General features: G+C 67.9%; 14 protein-coding genes. 10 read left to right on the forward strand and 4 right to left on the reverse strand.

Annotated elements, in window-relative coordinates; all coding sequences use genetic code 11:
• The first annotated feature begins 16 nt into the window (after positions 1 to 16).
• The 5 genes from G3I17_RS22890 to G3I17_RS22910 all read left to right on the forward strand — a co-directional run bounded on the left by G3I17_RS22890 (position 17) and on the right by G3I17_RS22910 (position 5336).
• Positions 17 to 1675 carry an L-aspartate oxidase gene (locus G3I17_RS22890; protein ID WP_164599598.1) on the forward strand — a complete coding sequence of 553 codons (1659 nt, stop codon included), beginning with the start codon at positions 17 to 19 and terminating at the stop codon, positions 1673 to 1675.
• Between the two features lie 3 nt (positions 1676 to 1678).
• On the forward strand, positions 1679 to 2533 hold the full coding sequence (gene nadC / locus G3I17_RS22895; RefSeq protein ID WP_164599599.1) for a carboxylating nicotinate-nucleotide diphosphorylase: 855 nt from the start codon (positions 1679 to 1681) through the stop codon (positions 2531 to 2533).
• Entirely contained in the window at positions 2533 to 3297 is a 765-nt protein-coding gene (locus G3I17_RS22900; RefSeq protein ID WP_164599600.1) for a type III pantothenate kinase, read from the forward strand. The genes nadC and G3I17_RS22900 overlap by 1 nt, the downstream gene beginning before the upstream one ends.
• Before the next feature lie 155 nt (positions 3298 to 3452).
• Entirely contained in the window at positions 3453 to 3905 is a 453-nt protein-coding gene (locus G3I17_RS22905; protein WP_164599601.1) for a hypothetical protein, read from the forward strand.
• Positions 3906 to 5336: a multicopper oxidase family protein gene (locus G3I17_RS22910; RefSeq protein WP_164599602.1), complete on the forward strand. Its 1431-nt coding sequence runs from the start codon at positions 3906 to 3908 to the stop codon at positions 5334 to 5336. It begins immediately after the preceding gene.
• 12 nt (positions 5337 to 5348) lie between these two features.
• Here G3I17_RS22910 and G3I17_RS22915 read toward each other — a convergent pair whose 3' ends face one another.
• Complete coding sequence (locus G3I17_RS22915; protein ID WP_164599603.1) at positions 5349 to 5909, reverse strand: carboxymuconolactone decarboxylase family protein; 561 nt, start codon at positions 5907 to 5909, stop codon at positions 5349 to 5351.
• Between the two features lie 28 nt (positions 5910 to 5937).
• Positions 5938 to 6351, reverse strand: a complete 414-nt coding sequence (locus G3I17_RS22920) for a TIGR03668 family PPOX class F420-dependent oxidoreductase (RefSeq protein ID WP_343238382.1) — start codon at positions 6349 to 6351, stop codon at positions 5938 to 5940.
• A gap of 84 nt (positions 6352 to 6435) precedes the next feature.
• Here G3I17_RS22920 and G3I17_RS22925 point away from each other — a divergent pair, with 84 nt between their 5' ends.
• Positions 6436 to 7740 carry a fibronectin type III domain-containing protein gene (locus G3I17_RS22925; protein WP_164599604.1) on the forward strand — a complete coding sequence of 435 codons (1305 nt, stop codon included), beginning with the start codon at positions 6436 to 6438 and terminating at the stop codon, positions 7738 to 7740.
• Here G3I17_RS22925 and G3I17_RS22930 read toward each other — a convergent pair.
• The gene (locus tag G3I17_RS22930) at positions 7726 to 8433 is read right to left on the reverse strand and encodes a DedA family protein (RefSeq protein WP_164599605.1); all 708 of its coding nucleotides are present in this window, start codon (positions 8431 to 8433) and stop codon (positions 7726 to 7728) included. The two genes, G3I17_RS22925 and G3I17_RS22930, sit on opposite strands and share 15 nt — an antisense overlap.
• Before the next feature lie 131 nt (positions 8434 to 8564).
• Complete coding sequence (locus G3I17_RS22935; protein WP_203590612.1) at positions 8565 to 9134, reverse strand: winged helix-turn-helix domain-containing protein; 570 nt, start codon at positions 9132 to 9134, stop codon at positions 8565 to 8567.
• Between the two features lie 59 nt (positions 9135 to 9193).
• Here G3I17_RS22935 and G3I17_RS22940 point away from each other — a divergent pair, with 59 nt between their 5' ends.
• The 4 genes from G3I17_RS22940 (at position 9194) to G3I17_RS22955 (ending at position 15498) form a co-directional block, all read left to right on the forward strand.
• Positions 9194 to 10426: an MFS transporter gene (locus G3I17_RS22940; protein WP_164599606.1), complete on the forward strand. Its 1233-nt coding sequence runs from the start codon at positions 9194 to 9196 to the stop codon at positions 10424 to 10426.
• 51 nt (positions 10427 to 10477) lie between these two features.
• Positions 10478 to 11998: a lysine--tRNA ligase gene (gene lysS / locus G3I17_RS22945; RefSeq protein ID WP_164599607.1), complete on the forward strand. Its 1521-nt coding sequence runs from the start codon at positions 10478 to 10480 to the stop codon at positions 11996 to 11998.
• 286 nt (positions 11999 to 12284) lie between these two features.
• The gene (locus G3I17_RS22950; protein WP_164599608.1) at positions 12285 to 12614 is read left to right on the forward strand and encodes an Lsr2 family protein; all 330 of its coding nucleotides are present in this window, start codon (positions 12285 to 12287) and stop codon (positions 12612 to 12614) included.
• 340 nt (positions 12615 to 12954) lie between these two features.
• Positions 12955 to 15498, forward strand: a complete 2544-nt coding sequence (locus tag G3I17_RS22955; protein ID WP_164599609.1) for an ATP-dependent Clp protease ATP-binding subunit — start codon at positions 12955 to 12957, stop codon at positions 15496 to 15498.
• Positions 15499 to 15645 lie beyond the last annotated feature (147 nt).

Genomic DNA, 15645 nt, shown 5'->3' on the forward strand with positions numbered 1-15645 from the left:
TTGATACCGTCGCGGGATGACTGCTCCTGCTGTGCCGCAACGGTTGGCTGCGCCTGAACCCGGCTGGACCGACACGGTCGACGTGGTGGTGATCGGCTCGGGGATCGCGGGGCTGACGGCCGCTCTGAAGGCTCGGGCGCTCGGCTCGGTGTTGGTGGTGACGAAGGATGTCGTCGCCTCCGGTTCGACCCAGTGGGCCCAGGGTGGGATCGCCGCGGCGCTCAGCCCGGAGGACTCGCCTGAGGACCACTTGAAGGACACCCTGGTCGCAGGGGCCGGTCTGTCGGACCCCGAGGCCGTGCGGGTGCTCGTGACCGAGGGGCCGGACGCCGTACGCGATCTGATCGAGCTCGGGGCCGTGTTCGACACCGGCGCCGGGGGAGACCTGTCGCTGACCCGTGAGGGCGGCCACCACCGCAACCGGATCGCGCACGCGGGCGGCGACGCGACCGGCGCGGAGATCGAGCGGGCCCTGGTCGCCGCGGTGAAGCGCGCGCCCGACATCCGGATCATCGAGCACGCGCTGGTGCTCGACCTGCTCAAGGCCGAGGATGGCGCGATCGCCGGCGTCACGCTGCACGTGATGGGTGAGGGGCAGCTGGACGGCGTCGGCGCGATCCGCAGCCGTGCGGTGATCCTCGCCTCCGGCGGACTCGGCCAGCTGTACGCCGCGACGACCAACCCGAGCGTCTCGACGGGTGACGGGATGGCGCTCGCTCTGCGGGCCGGCGCGAAGGTGCGCGATCTCGAGTTCATCCAGTTCCACCCGACCGTGCTCTGGCTGGGCAAGGGCGCCAAAGGCCAGCAGCCATTGGTGTCCGAGGCCGTCCGGGGTGAGGGCGCCTTCTTGGTCGACCACGAGGGCAAGCGATTCATGCAAGGGCAGCACGAGCTGGCCGACCTGGCGCCGCGGGACATCGTCGCGAAGGCGATCATGCGCCAGATGCTTGCCTCGGGCAAGGATCACGTCTTCCTCGACGCCCGCGACTTCGGCGACGAGAAGTGGCGGGTGCGCTTCCCGACCATCCTGGCGTCCTGCCGCTCGCACGGTATCGACCCGGTGCACGAGCTGATCCCGGTCGCGCCGGCCTGCCACTACTCATCCGGTGGGGTCTGGACCGACCTGCACGGCCAGACGTCGGTGCCCGGGCTCTATGCGTGCGGCGAGGTCGCCTGCACCGGCGTCCACGGCGCCAACCGGCTCGCCTCCAACTCGCTCCTGGAGGGCCTCGTCTTCGCTCGCCGGATCGCGGATTCCCTCACCAAGCAGCTCCCGGTACTACGGGAGCCCGCCGCCGACCATCGCGTACCGGGCCTCGTGGATGCCGGCGTAGTACCGGAACTGCAGCGAGTGATGACCGTCGGCGCCGGCGTGATCCGGAGTGCGAGCGGATTGTCGGAGGCCGGTGACAGACTCGCCAAACTGTTCGAGCAGCCGGCCGAGCAGCCTGGAACTCCCGATTGGGAAGCGACGAACCTCGCCACCGTGGCGTCCGCGCTGATCGAGGCGGCGACGACGCGGGAGGAGAGCCGTGGCTCGCACTGGCGGGAGGACTACCCGGATCGCGACGACGAGAACTGGTCGGGCAGTCTGGACCTGACACTGCCGGCCGAGGATGATTCGGCACGGCCCGCCGCGACCTTCGTGGCCCAAGCACCACGTGAGGGGAACTGAGCAATGGATGACACGCTCGACAAGCAGTGGGTCGAGGACCTCGTCCGGGCCACCATCGAGGAGGACCTGGCCGGGGGAGTCGACGTCACCACGACCGCCACGGTCGAAGCGGACCAGGTCTCGGTCGCGGAGTTCGTGGCCAGGGCCGACGGCGTCGTCGCGGGTCTGGAGATCGCCGAACTGGTGATTCGGCTGATCGCGGGCAAGGACGAGGTCGAGATCGAGCACTCGGTGGTCGACGGCGCGCAGGTCAAGGCGGGCGCGGTGCTGATGACGGTGCGCGGCAAGACCCGCCAGTTGCTCACCGCCGAGCGCACGGCGCTCAACCTGCTCTGCCACCTCTCCGGCGTGGCCACGCTGACCAGCCGTTGGGTCGCGGCCGTCGCTGGTACCGGCGCGATCATCCGGGACACCCGCAAGACGATGCCGTTGATGCGGACGCTGGAGAAGTACGCCGTCCGCTGCGGTGGCGGCCGCAACCACCGGATGGCACTGTCCGACGCGGCGCTGATCAAGGACAACCACGTGATCGCCGCCGGCGGCGTCGCGGAGGCGTTCCGGCTGGTCCGCAAGGCGTATCCGGACCTGTCCGTCGAGGTCGAGGTGGATACCGTCGAGGACGCCCTGATTGCCGTCGAGTCGGGCGCTGAGCTGATCCTGCTGGACAACATGTCGGTCCCGCTGCTGCGCGAGGCCGTCGAGAAGGTGGCCGGCCGGGCTCGCCTCGAAGCCTCTGGCGGGCTGACTCTCGAGGTCGCCCGCGAGGTCGCGGAGACCGGCGTCGACTTCCTCGCCGTCGGCGCGCTGACCCACTCGGCACCGGTCCTCGACATCGCGATGGATCTCCAGGCGGCCTGATGCTCCTTGCCGTCGCCGTTGAGAACACCAGGACTCTGGTCGGCCTGATCTTCGAGGGCACGGTCAAGCGCCACTGGTGGGTGGGGACGGACCCGCGCCGCACGGCGGACGAGTGGGCCGTCCTGCTCGACGGGCTGCTCGCCGGCGAGTCGCCGGTATCGGGGATCGCGGTCTGTTCCGCAGTACCGCACGTCCTGCACGAGTTGCGCGATGTCGTCGCGCGGTACTACAGCGAAGTCCCGAGCGTCGTCGTCGAGCCCGGCGTGAAGACCGGCCTGCCGGTGCTCGTCGACAACCCGCGCGAGGTCGGCACCGACCGGATCGCCAACGCCCTCGCGGCCGTCAACCGGTACGGCGCCCCCTGCATCGTCTGCGACTTCGGTACTGCGACGACGGTCGACGTCGTCAACGCCAACGGAGCCTTCATCGGCGGCGCGATCGCCCCCGGCATCGAAACCGCCGTCGACGCGCTCGGAGCCGAAGCTGCCCAGCTCCGCCGGGTCGAGCTGGTTCGCCCGCGCTCGGTGGTAGCCAAGAACACCGTCGAAGCCCTGCAATCCGGCGCGATCTTCGGCTTCGCCTCCCTCGTCGACGGCCTGATCACCCGCATCATCGCCGAGCAGTCCTTCGATCCCGCCACCGTGGCCGTCGTGGCCACTGGCGCACTCGCTCCACTGGTGGTCGACGAGTCGGAGCAGATCAAGCACCACGAGCCGTTCCTGACCCTGCAGGGTTTGCACCAGGCTTTCGCCCGGAACCGCTGACGGTCACCCTCCGTCCTGTCCAACTCACCGGGCAGGGCCCTTGTGTACTGCGCGTCACAGGATCACGATGTGAGCAGCGACACCTGGGCGGGGAGGCCCGGGGCCACGGGGTTCTGTGGTCGCAACACGCGGGTCGCGTGGTCCGGGGGAGGATCATGAAGTCGACCTATCGCGTTCTTGCTCTGCTCATCGCGCTCGGTGTGGTCGTTCAGGCCATGAGCGTCGCGCTCGGGTGGTTCCTGGTGCTGAAAGACGTCGACGGCGGCGCGGTGTTCGACAAGAACACCGATTTCAACTTCGGCCAGGTCACGCACAGCATCGTCGGCATCATGCTGATCCCGCTGCTGGCCATCGTGCTGCTGATCGTGTCCTTCTTCGCCGGTATCGCCGGTGGCGTGAAATGGGCGGCGATCATCTTCGGTCTCGTCGCCCTGCAGATCGCGCTGGCTTTCGTGGCGTGGGGCGGCATCCCCGCCGTCGGAGCGCTGCACGGGCTCAACGCGCTGGCTCTGCTCGCGGTCGCCGGGATCGCCGGGAAACGGGCGGCCCCTGCTCAGGACACGATCCAGGCCGGCACGGAGACAGTCGCTCAGCCGCCGGCCGTCTAGATGCCGCGTCGCCGCACGCTGGGCGCGCTCGCGGCCACGCTGGTAGTGCTTGCTCCGCTCGGCTGGTTCTGGCAGCAGAGCCTGGTGCCGGACGGACTGTCGGCGATGGACATGGGGTACGCCGACTACGGTGGCGGGCCGTCGATGCCGGCAGGGCACCATCACGGCAGCAGCCTGGCGGACCTCAAGCCGGCCGCCGATCGGGCTGCCGACGTGTCGGTGCGGCTGGTCGCGCGCAAGGAGCGGTTCGAGATCCCAGGCCGTGGCTCGATGGCGGGCTACACGCTCAACCACACGTCACCCGGCCCGCAGATCACCGCGAAACAAGGTGACCTGATCGAGGTGACACTGGTCAACGAGTCCGTGCCCGACGGGATGACCCTGCACTGGCACGGCGTCGACGTACCGGCTGCGGAGGATGGAGTCGCCGGGATCACGCAGGACGCGGTACTCCCCGGCCAGACGTTCGTGTACCGGTTCGTGGCAGCCGACGCGGGGACATATTGGTACCACTCGCACCAGTTGTCGCACGAGCAGGTGAAGAAGGGGCTGTACGGCGTACTGGTGATCTCACCCGGTACTGCGGACGTGGTCGCCGCCGTGCACACGTACGACAAGGTCCGAACGGTCAACGGCGGGTACGGGGATCGCCGGGTGGCCGGGGCTCCCACTGTGCGGCTGCGACTGATCAACACGGACAACGGGCCGATGGCGGCCTGGGTAGACGGCGCCGGGTATCGCGTGATCGCGATAGACGGCACAGCGGTGAACGCGCCGACGCCTGTCGAGGGGAAGTCCGTACTGGTGACAGCGGGCGGCCGGATCGACTTGGAGATCAGCCTGCCGCCCGGCAAGGCCGTCCGGATCGGCCTGGGTGGGGGACCGACCACGCTGGTGATCGGCGAAGGGGATGCGCCGACCGGGCGCGAACCGACGGAACGGGTCGACCTGCTGAGCTACGGGAAGCCGGCCGCGCTGCCGTTCGACCCGGCGAAGGCGGATCGGCACTTCGAGTACCGGATCGGCCGCCGTCCGGGGTTCTTCGCCGGGAAGCCCGGCCTCTGGTGGACGATCAACGGTCACCAGTTCCCCGACGTACCGGTGTTCATGGTCGCCGAGGACGACGTCGTGACGATGACGGTGAAGAACACGTCGGGCCAGGTCCACCCGATGCACCTGCACGGTCATCATGTCGTGGTTCTCAGCCGCAACGGGGTAGCGGCCAGCGGCAGCCCCTGGTGGACCGACTCCCTCAATGTCGAGGACGACGAGACCTACGAGATCGCCTTCCTGGCCGACAATCCGGGCATCTGGATGGACCACTGCCACAACCTCCCGCACGCCGCCCAGGGTCTGGTCACCCACCTGATGTACGAAGGAATCACCACCCCGTTCCACCTGAACGGCGCTACTCACAATCAGCCGGAGTAGCGGCGGACCGACTCAGCTGTCGATCGGGCGCCCGACGGTGAGCGACTCGCGCAACGGCGTCGGCAGGCCGTTGAAGGCCGCGTCGGGCGTGGTGCCGGTGGCGTCGAGGGTTTTGGAGAAGAAGGCTCGGGCAGCAGCGGCGAGGGTGATGTCGAGGACGTCGTCGTCCGACAGACCAAGCGCGCGCAGGTCGTCGATGTCCGAGGCTGTGACGGTGTCTGCGGCCAGGGCGACCTTGCGGGCGAAGGTCATCACCGCGCGGTCGACGGGGTCGGGTGCGGGGGCGTCGACGAGGGATGCGACCTCGTCGGCGGTGAGGAACTCGTCGGCCAGCACCTGGCCGTGGGCGAGGCTGCAGTAGCTCGACTTCAGGGCGGTCGCGGCGGCCAGGGTCGCCAGCTCGTACCGGCGTAGGTCCATGGTGGCCTTGATCGCGCCGTTCAGCTGTTTCCAGGCCTCGAAGACCTCGGGCCGGGACGCGAACATGCTGACGAAGTTCGGGATGTGGCCGGCGGGCGCCCGGTTGTTCTCCAGGAAGCCGGCGGGCGGCGTGGACGGTCGAATGAAAGCCATCTGAGATTCCCCCCTCGGATCTGGCCTATTAAGTTAGCTGAAAGACCAGCCCGACCAGGTCTCGATGGCGACCGTGATGACCCGGGCCGCGGGGAGGATCGGCGACGTACTGCGGGTACTTGGCAGCGAGCAGCTCGATTGCCGATGGACTCGAAGCGTCGACGCGGGCCCGGCCGTCGGCCCGGACCCACCAGAGGTGGCGCCAGTCGGCGTCGTACCGGTCGACCAGGATGGCGACCTGCGGATTCCAGGCGATGTTGCGGAGCCGGCGCAGGTCGGTGGTCGACTTCGGCTTCTGGTCGATCGCGATCAGGAGTTCGTCGCCGGAGACGGTGAAGACGACCGGTACGAGGTGCGGGCGGAGGTCTTCGCCGGTGCTGGCTAGGAAGGCGCGGTCGGCGGCGGCGAGTCGTTCGCGGCAGACTTCCTCGGCCAGTCTCACGAATCGACCCTACTGCCGAGTCAGCGATCGGGATGAGTAGGTAAGGTCTACGCGATTGGATGTCACAGAGTCGGGTGAGGCCAGATGGTGAGGTTGCGCAACGTCTTGTCGGCCGCTCTAGCGGTCGGTGTAGGCGCGACCCTGTTGACGGCGTGCTCGTCCGATCCGACACCGAGCAAGGTGACGGTCGCCTGGGCGGACAGCAGCAGGCAGGCGGTACAGGTCAGCTGGCACGACTCTGGTGCGCCGAACCGGATCACCATCGAGGGCGTGCTCAGCACCAACCCGTCGTACGTGAAGTATCTGGCCGGCGACGACCCCAACACCTGGGCGATCCCGGCCTCGGCCTTCCCGCCGGACGGCAACTACAAGGTCTCCGTCGGCGTCGGTACGTCGACCGGCGGGATGTCCAGCAAGCTCGCCAGCTCGCCGATCTTCGACACCAACGGACCCGTCCGGCCGGGTGGCGCGACCGCGACCCCGACCGGCAAGCGCGATGTGCTGGTGCGCTGGACCGTGCCGCCGGAGCCGCAGGACTTCAGCCCCGGCGACCCGCTCGACGTCACCGGCAAAACCCAGCTCTACGTGCCGGTGGTCGGCCGTCCGGGGCAGCCGCTGCGCTCGGCGGGAGCCGGGACGACCTCGACGCGGCAGGTGCTCAAGAACCTCAAGCCGCCCTACGTCTTCCAGTTGCGCGCCCAGAACGAGTGGTCGACGGCCGTCGGCGGGCAGATCTCGGCGCGGACCAGCTCCACCAGCGCGACGGTCCCCGCGCTGGCGCAGTTCGGCGTACCGATCCGGATCCGCGGCCGGACGATCCTGCAGCAGGTCGTCTGCGCCGACGAAGGTAGTTGCGTGCAGCAACGAACCACCTCGGCCGGGCTGCCGCTGGTGGTGCTGACCCAGCTCACCCCGGGCGCGCGCTGGAAGCCGACCGCGTGGGGGACGACCACGTCCGGCGGGCATTACGATATCGCGGTCGCGACGGGTGGCAGCCGGCCGTACAAGGTGGTCCTGCCCGACTACAGCGTGGTGGGGCAGATCGCGGCGCAGTCGGCCAGCAAACCGCAGCTGACCCGCACGATCGTGAAGCAGGAATCGACCGGTTTCCTCGGTGGCGCGATGAAGAAGCGCGGAGAGACCGTCACCGCGATCCTCGTGGTCAAACCGGCGATGAGGACGACCGTGATGCTGCAGTCCTGGAACCGGAAGTTGCACCGCTGGAACAACGTCAAGGCGGTCCCGATGCGCAAGGGCCAGGCGGCGTACGCCTTCAAGGTCGTCCAGCCGGGCATCTACGTCTTTCGCTTCGTGATCCCCAACGTGATGCTGCTCGGCCGCCCGATGCTCGGCAAGGTCACCCAGAACCTGTCCCTAAGCGTCCGCTGATTCCGCCCGTACGACGTCCGCGGTGTTCGCCGCCGGTACTGCGTCCGCCAGCTCTCCAGCCGGTACTGCTTGCTCTGCGCTGCGCCGCTTGCGGATCTTGTAGACCGCGTACCCGATGACGAGGGCGGCGCCGACCGCCACGAGCGCCCAGACCGACACCTCGCCGAAGATCTTGTCGGCGTTGTCGCCGATCTTGTAGGCGACCACCCCGATCGTCGCCGACCAAGCGATGCCGCCCGCCGCGTTGGCGGCCAGGAACCGCGGATAGTGCATCCGCAGCATGCCCGCCATCGGCCCGGCGAAGATCCGCAGCAGGGCGACGAACCGGCCGAAGAAGACCGTCCAGACGCCGTACTTGTGGAAGTACTTCTCCGCCTTCACGATCCGCTCTTCGGAGAAGTGGTGGAACCGGCGGCCGAGCCGCTCGAACAGGCTGCGGCCCGCCTTGCGGCCGATGAAGTACCCGATCGAGTCACCGATGATGGCGCCGGCCGCGGCCGCACCGATCACGAAGACGACGTTCAGGTCACCCTGCGAAGCCAGCAGGGCGGCCGCGATCAGCGTCGTCTCGCCGGGCAGCGGTACGCCCATCGACTCGACCCCGATCACCAGGCCGACCACCAGATAGGCCACGATCGCGACCCCACCCGTCGGAATCGCGATCGCCAGCGCATGCAATGTGGTAGCCCCCATACCCCCCATCCTGGCACCGCGAGGCAAGCGATTAGCTGATCTGTGAGCTAATCCGGGGGAATTTCAGGGTCTGCCCGGGTGAACGATTCGGTCACTCTCCGCGACATTCAAGCAGCAAGCTGCTTGAGCGGTCAGTCTTCTTTCGGAGGCTTCCCGGTGGGGACTATCGCCAGCAGGGTGCTGACCCCTCGGGTGCTCGCCGGGTGGCTGGCGGCCGTGCGGCCGCGGCGGTAGCGGTCGATCACCGCGGTGAGGTCCTTGTCGAGTTGCTCGAGCTCGGCCTTGGTGAGCCACAGGCGGCTGCGGTTCAGCTTGCTCAGGCCGTCCCAGGGGTCGTCGCCGGGCAGTTCCTCGAACTGCTCCATCACCCGGTCCACGTTGCTGCGCATCATCGCCTGGCTGGCCAGCCGGCCGGAGCCGGTGGACTGCGACGAGATCACCAGGCTGGTGGCCGGCGCCTGCCAGGGGCGCTCGCGTCCGTCGGTCGAGCCTTCGGCGCGCTCGACGATGCCCCACCGCGACAACGCCCGCAGGTGGTAGCTGGTCGCCGACGGGGTCAACCCGGCGAGCTCGGCGCACTCCGTCGCGGTCAGCACCCGGCCGCTGTAGAGCTCGTCGATGATCCGCTGCCGGGCCGGGTGTGCCAGGGCACGGATCGCTCGCGGGTCGGTCAGCACCACGCGCTTCTTCTTCGCGGCCACGCCCGACAGCGTAGCGGGTCCCTTGACGTGGCGGTATCTGAAGCATTAGCTTCAGAGTTATGAAGCAACCACTTCACATCTCGCTCTGGTCCTACCGTGACCTGCGGCTGGTCCTGCCCGCCCGCGCGGTCTCGTACGCCGGTGACTCGATCGCCCTGGTGGCGTTGATGCTGCGGGTCTCGGACGACGGTGGCGCGGCGGCGATCACCGCACTGCTACTCGCCTTCGCCGTGCCTACGGTCGTGATGATCCCGTTCGCGGGCCGGATCGTGGATGGGTACGACTCCCGCCGGGTGCTGATCTGGTCGTCCCTGCTGCAGGCGGCCGCCGGAGTCGGGCTCGCCTTCTGTCACGGACTCGCGGCCACGCTCGCATTGGTCTGCGTGCTCCAGGTCGGCCAAGCGGTCGCCGGTCCCGCCTGGGCAGCGCTGGTACCGCGAATCGTCGGCGACGAACTGGTCGGCAAGGCCACCGGGACGAGCCAGGCGCTGATCGGGGCGGCCATGCTGGCCGGGTCCGCTGCGGGTGGTCTGCTGGTGGGCTGGTCTGGCGATCGAGGAGCACTGCTGGTCGACGCGGCGACCTTCCTCGGACTCGCCGTGGTCGCCCGGCTGGTTCAGACCCGCCGTACTCCGGTGCCCGGCGCACCAAAGGAGCCGGGTGGGCTGACGGCCGGGCTACGTAGTCTCTTCGCCGACTCTCTGCTGCAGGTGCTCGTGCCGGCGCTCTGGGTGTTCGTCCTCGTCGGCGAGGCGGTCAACGTGGTCGAGGTCTTCCTGATCACCGACGAGATCGGGCTCGGGCCGAGCGGCTATGGCGCCGTACTGGCCGCGCAGGGAGCGGGCGCTATCGCCGGAGCCTGGTGCACAGGTCGACTGAAGAGCGACTTGGCACGATCCCGAGCAGTGCTGGCCGGTACTGCGGCCATCGGCGCCTCCTGCGTGCTGATGGGGCTGGCGGGTGGGGTGATGCCGTTGGTGATCGGCGCGGTGGCGGTCGGCTTCGGTGGAGGAATGCTGAACGCCGCGACGAGCACCCTGGTGGTGACCCGCTCGGTGGATGCCCTGCGCGGGCGGGTGGTGGCTGCACTCAGTGGCACGGCCAGGGCGTGCTCCTTGGTGGCTCTACTCCTAGGCGGGCTCGTCGGCTCACTCCTCGGCCCCCGTGCCACCTTCGTAGTCGCCGGAGCACTCGCCGTCCTCGCTTCGGCAATTACAGCCGCACTGCTGGCCCGTAGGGACGTAGTACGAGCGCCCTCACCACCTGTGCCTTGCAGTCCCGTAGGGACGTAGTGCGGACAAAGGATTCGTTGCAGGAGGCGGTCAGTCACTAGCCTTTGAGGCATGACTGAACCACGTGAGAACCCGGCGACCCCCGACAGCGGGCAGGATGACCTGCCCGAGCAGATCCGGGTACGCCGGGAGAAGCGTGACCGGCTGCTGGCCGAGGGGGTGCAGGCCTACCCGATCTCGGTGCCCCGGACGCACCTGCTGAAGGACCTGCGGGCGAAGTACGACGGGCAGGAGCTCGAGCCCGACACCAGGACCGGCGAGCTGGTCGCGGTGACCGGCCGGGTGATCTTCCAGCGCAACACCGGCAAGCTCTGTTTCGCCCAGTTGCGCGAGGGTGACGGCACCGAGCTGCAGGTGATGCTGTCGCTCGCCGAGGTCGGCGAGGAGGAGCTGGCCCGGTACAAGGCGCTGGTCGACATCGGCGACCTGCTGTCCGTGCAGGGCGAGGTGGTGACGAGCCGCCGCGGTGAGCTGTCCGTGCAGGCGACCGGCTGGCAGATGGCCGCCAAGACGCTGCGGCCGCTGCCGAACGAGCACAAGCCGCTGAACGAGGAGGCCCGCGTCCGGCTCCGGTACGTCGACCTGATCGTCCGGGCCGAGGCTCGCGACATGGTCCGTACCAAGGCAGCCGTGCTCAAGTCGCTGCGCTCGACCTTCGACGGCCACGAGTTCATCGAGGTGGAGACGCCGGTCCTGCAGCTGACCAACGGCGGCGCCGCGGCCCGGCCGTTCGTGACCCACCTGAACGCGTTCGACCAGGAGATGAAGCTGCGGATCGCGCTCGAGCTGGATCTGAAGCGGGCGATGATCGGCGGGGTCGACCGGGTCTTCGAGATCGGCCGGACCTTCCGTAACGAGGGTCTGGACTCGACCCATGCGGCGGAATTCTCGATGATCGAGTCCTATCAGGCCTACGGCGATTACGATTCGATCGCCGAAGTGACCGAGGAGCTGATCCGGAACGCGGCGCGTGCGGTCGGCCGCAGCGTCGTCACCGCGCGCGACGGTTCGCAGATCGATCTGGACCAGCCGTGGCGGCACGCGACGCTATTCGAGCTGGTCTCCGAAGCGGTCGGCGAGACCGTCGACGCGAGCACCGAGACGGCCCGGCTGATCAAGATCGCCGAGCAGCACGAGGTGGAGCTGCAGCCGGCCTGGAATGCCGGTGAGATCGCCCTGGAGATCTACGAGAAGCTGGTCGAGCACACGCTGATCCAGCCGACCTATGTCCGCGACTATCCGGAGTCGGTACGCCCGCTGGCCAAGCCGCACCGCGAAATTCCGGGCCTGGTCGAGGCCTGGGACCTGATCATCAACGGGGTCGAACTGGGCACCGGCTACTCCGAGCTGAACGACCCGGTGATCCAGCGTGAACGCCTGGTGGCACAGTCGTTGCTGGCCGCGGCCGGTGATCCAGAGGCGATGGAGCTGGACGAGGATTTCCTCCGCGCGATGGAGTTCGGCATGCCGCCGGCCGGTGGGATGGGGATGGGCCTGGACCGGCTGGTGATGTTGTTCACCGGGGCCGGCATCCGGGAGACGATTCTGTTCCCGCTGCTCCGGCCGGAGTGACGATCGGCATCAGCTAAAAGGCGGACCCGGGAGCCGTTGCATAGCACAACCAACGGTCAAATCCATTCCCGGGTCCGATTCTTTCCCTGATCCGGTCGGGGAGTGGGATGAATACCCATCGTCACGATGGATGCGCAGCGTCGGCGGGCCGGACGGTTTAGTCACATCTTTACGATCCATTCCGCCTGTTGAATGACAACTTACCGGTTTGTGCTGTACAAATCAGTAACAAGAAATTCGGCAGGGGGATTGTGCCCGGTGGCGGGCGCGGAAAGGACTGTCATCGATGGCGCAAAGAGTTCAGGTAGTTCTCGAGGACGATCTCGACGGTGGTAAGGCCGACGAGACCGTGACCTTCGGACTGGACGGTTCGACGTACGAGATCGACCTGTCGAAAAAGAATGCCGCCAAGCTGCGCGACGCCCTGGCCGGGTATGTCGGCTCCGGGCGCCGGGTCTCCGGCCGCCGTGGCGGCGCCGGCCGGACGCGTGGCCGAGGCCGGTCGGCGACCGACTCCGCGGACATCCGCGCGTGGGCCAAGGACAACGGCTACGAGGTCAGCGAGCGAGGCCGCATCTCGGCCGAGGTTCGCGCGGCCTACAACGACGCCAAGTAGTAGCTTTTCCGGACTTGCCGGTCCCGGTGCCTGTGATGGCACCGGGACCGTCCGCATTCCGGCCGTTTCACAGTGTGGACACTGTTGGGTGGGTCGGCGCGAGCCGGTGCCTGACCGGACAGCAATAGGGACGAATTCGCTGGTGGCGAACACCGGGCGCGCCGGGAACACGGGGGCGCTGAGCGAGGTTGTTCCCTTGTGATCCCCACTTCGCGGCCGTACCGGAGGTCGTCGCTTGTTCGCTGAGAGCGAGCCTGTCGGTGCCGGGGACTAGCATGCATGTACGGGGGTCGGCCTATACGGCACAACCGACTCCTCTGAGGCAAGGAGCGCTTTGGCGATGTTTGAACGATTTACGGACCGCGCCCGTCGGGTAGTCGTCCTGGCCCAGGAAGAGGCCAGGATGCTCAGCCACAACTACATCGGGACCGAGCACATCCTGCTCGGCCTGATCCACGAGGGTGAGGGTGTCGCCGCCAAGGCTCTGGAGAGCCTTGGGATCTCGCTGGAGGCTGTCCGTTCTCAGGTCGAGGAAATCATCGGCCAGGGACAGCAGGCTCCGAGTGGGCACATCCCGTTCACCCCTCGCGCCAAGAAGGTACTGGAGCTCTCCCTGCGTGAGGCCCTGCAGCTGGGCCACAACTACATCGGCACCGAGCACATCCTGCTCGGCCTCATCCGCGAGGGTGAGGGTGTCGCAGCGCAGGTCCTGGTCAAGCTCGGTGCGGACCTGAACAAGGTCCGGCAGCAGGTCATCCAGCTGCTCTCCGGGTACCAGGGCAAGGAGACGGCGACAGCCGGCGCCGGGACCACCGAAGGTGCTCCCAGCAGCTCCCTGGTGCTCGACCAGTTCGGCCGGAACTACACCCAGGCCGCTCGTGAGTCCAAGCTCGACCCGGTGATCGGGCGCGAGATGGAGATCGAGCGGGTCATGCAGGTGCTGTCCCGGCGAACCAAGAACAACCCTGTCCTGATCGGTGAGCCGGGTGTCGGCAAGACCGCGATCGTCGAGGGCCTGGCCCAGGCGATCGTGCGTGGCGACGTGCCCGAGACCCTGAAGGACAAGCAGATCTACTCGCTCGACCTCGGCGCCCTGGTCGCCGGGTCGCGCTACCGCGGTGACTTCGAGGAGCGGCTGAAGAAGGTCCTCAAGGAGATCCGCACCCGCGGCGACATCGTGCTGTTCATCGACGAGATCCACACCCTGGTGGGTGCGGGTGCCGCCGAGGGCGCGATCGACGCGGCCAGCATCCTGAAGCCGATGCTGGCTCGTGGTGAGCTGCAGACCATCGGTGCCACCACCCTCGACGAGTACCGCAAGTACGTCGAGAAGGACGCGGCCCTGGAGCGCAGGTTCCAGCCGATCCAGGTGGCCGAGCCGTCGATCTCGCAGACGATCGAGATCCTCAAGGGTCTGCGCGACCGGTACGAGGCGCACCACCGGGTGACCATCACCGACCCGGCCCTGGTCGCCGCGGCGCAGATGGCCGACCGGTACATCTCGGACCGCTTCCTGCCGGACAAGGCGATCGACCTGATCGACGAGGCCGGCGCCCGGTTGCGGATCCGCCGGATGACGGCTCCGCCGGACCTGCGCGACTTCGACGAGAAGATCGCGAACGTCCGCCGGGAGAAGGAGTCGGCGATCGACGCCCAGGACTTCGAGCGGGCGGCCTCTCTTCGTGATGACGAGAAGAAGCTGATCAACGCGAAGGCCGAGCGGGAGAAGCAGTGGAAGGCCGGCGACATGGACGTCGTCGCCGAGGTCGACGAGGAGCTGATCGCCGAGGTGCTCAGCACCGCGACGGGCATCCCCGTCTTCCAGCTGACCGAGGAGGAGTCCTCCCGGCTGCTCAAGATGGAGGAGGAGCTGGCCAAGCGCTACATCGGCCAGACCGACGCCGTCAAGGCACTGTCCCGGTCGATCCGGCGGACGCGTGCGGGTCTGAAGGACCCGCGCCGGCCGAGCGGCTCGTTCATCTTCGCCGGCCCGTCCGGCGTCGGTAAGACCGAGCTGTCCAAGGCGCTGACCGAGTTCCTGTTCGGTGACGAGAAGTCGCTGATCAGCCTCGACATGTCGGAGTACTCCGAGAAGCACACGGCCTCGCGGCTGTTCGGTTCGCCTCCCGGGTACGTCGGCTACGAAGAGGGCGGCCAGCTGACCGAGAAGGTCCGCCGCAAGCCGTTCAGCGTGGTGCTGTTCGACGAGGTCGAGAAGGCCCACCCGGACATCTTCAACTCGCTGCTGCAGATCCTGGACGAGGGTCGCTTGACCGACGCCCAGGGCCGGGTGGTCGACTTCAAGAACACCATCATCATCATGACCACCAACCTGGGTACCCGGGACATCTCCAAGGGCAGTCTCGGCTTCTCCCAGACCAGCGACACGGCCGGTTCGTACGACAAGATGAAGGCGAAGGTGACGGAGGAGCTGAAGCAGCACTTCCGCCCCGAGTTCCTGAACCGCGTCGACGAGATCGTGGTCTTCCACCAGCACGACAAGGCGGCGATCGTCAAGATCGTCGACCTGATGGTCGCGCAGGTGGAGGAGCGGCTGAAGGACAAGGACATGGGCATCGAGCTCACCCCGGCGGCGAAGGCTCTGGTCGCCGAGCGTGGCTTCGACCCGGTCCTGGGTGCTCGCCCACTGCGTCGCGCGCTGCAGCGTGACGTGGAGGACGCACTCGCCGAGAAGATGCTGTTCGGGGAACTGCGTCCCGGCCAGATCGTGCTCGTCGACGTCGCCCCCGAGGGCACCGTCAACGAGGACGGCATCCCGGAGTTCTTCACCTTCACGGGCGCCGAGAAGGCAGCGGCAGCTGACCCAGACCTGGAACTGACCGAGATCGCCGGTGGCGGCGCCTCGGGCATCCAGGACACCTGAGCCCAGAAGCACTGAACGATCGGCCCCCGCAGACACCATGTCCGCGGGGGCCTTTCGCTGATCCGGGTGTGGCACTAGCGGGTGCTGTGCATGACCGACGGACGGTCCGTATCAACACTGAAGGATCGAGGAGCCGCTAGGGTCGTA

This window comes from Streptomyces sp. SID13031 (genome assembly GCF_010548305.1).
Classification (GTDB): domain Bacteria; phylum Actinomycetota; class Actinomycetes; order Propionibacteriales; family Kribbellaceae; genus Kribbella.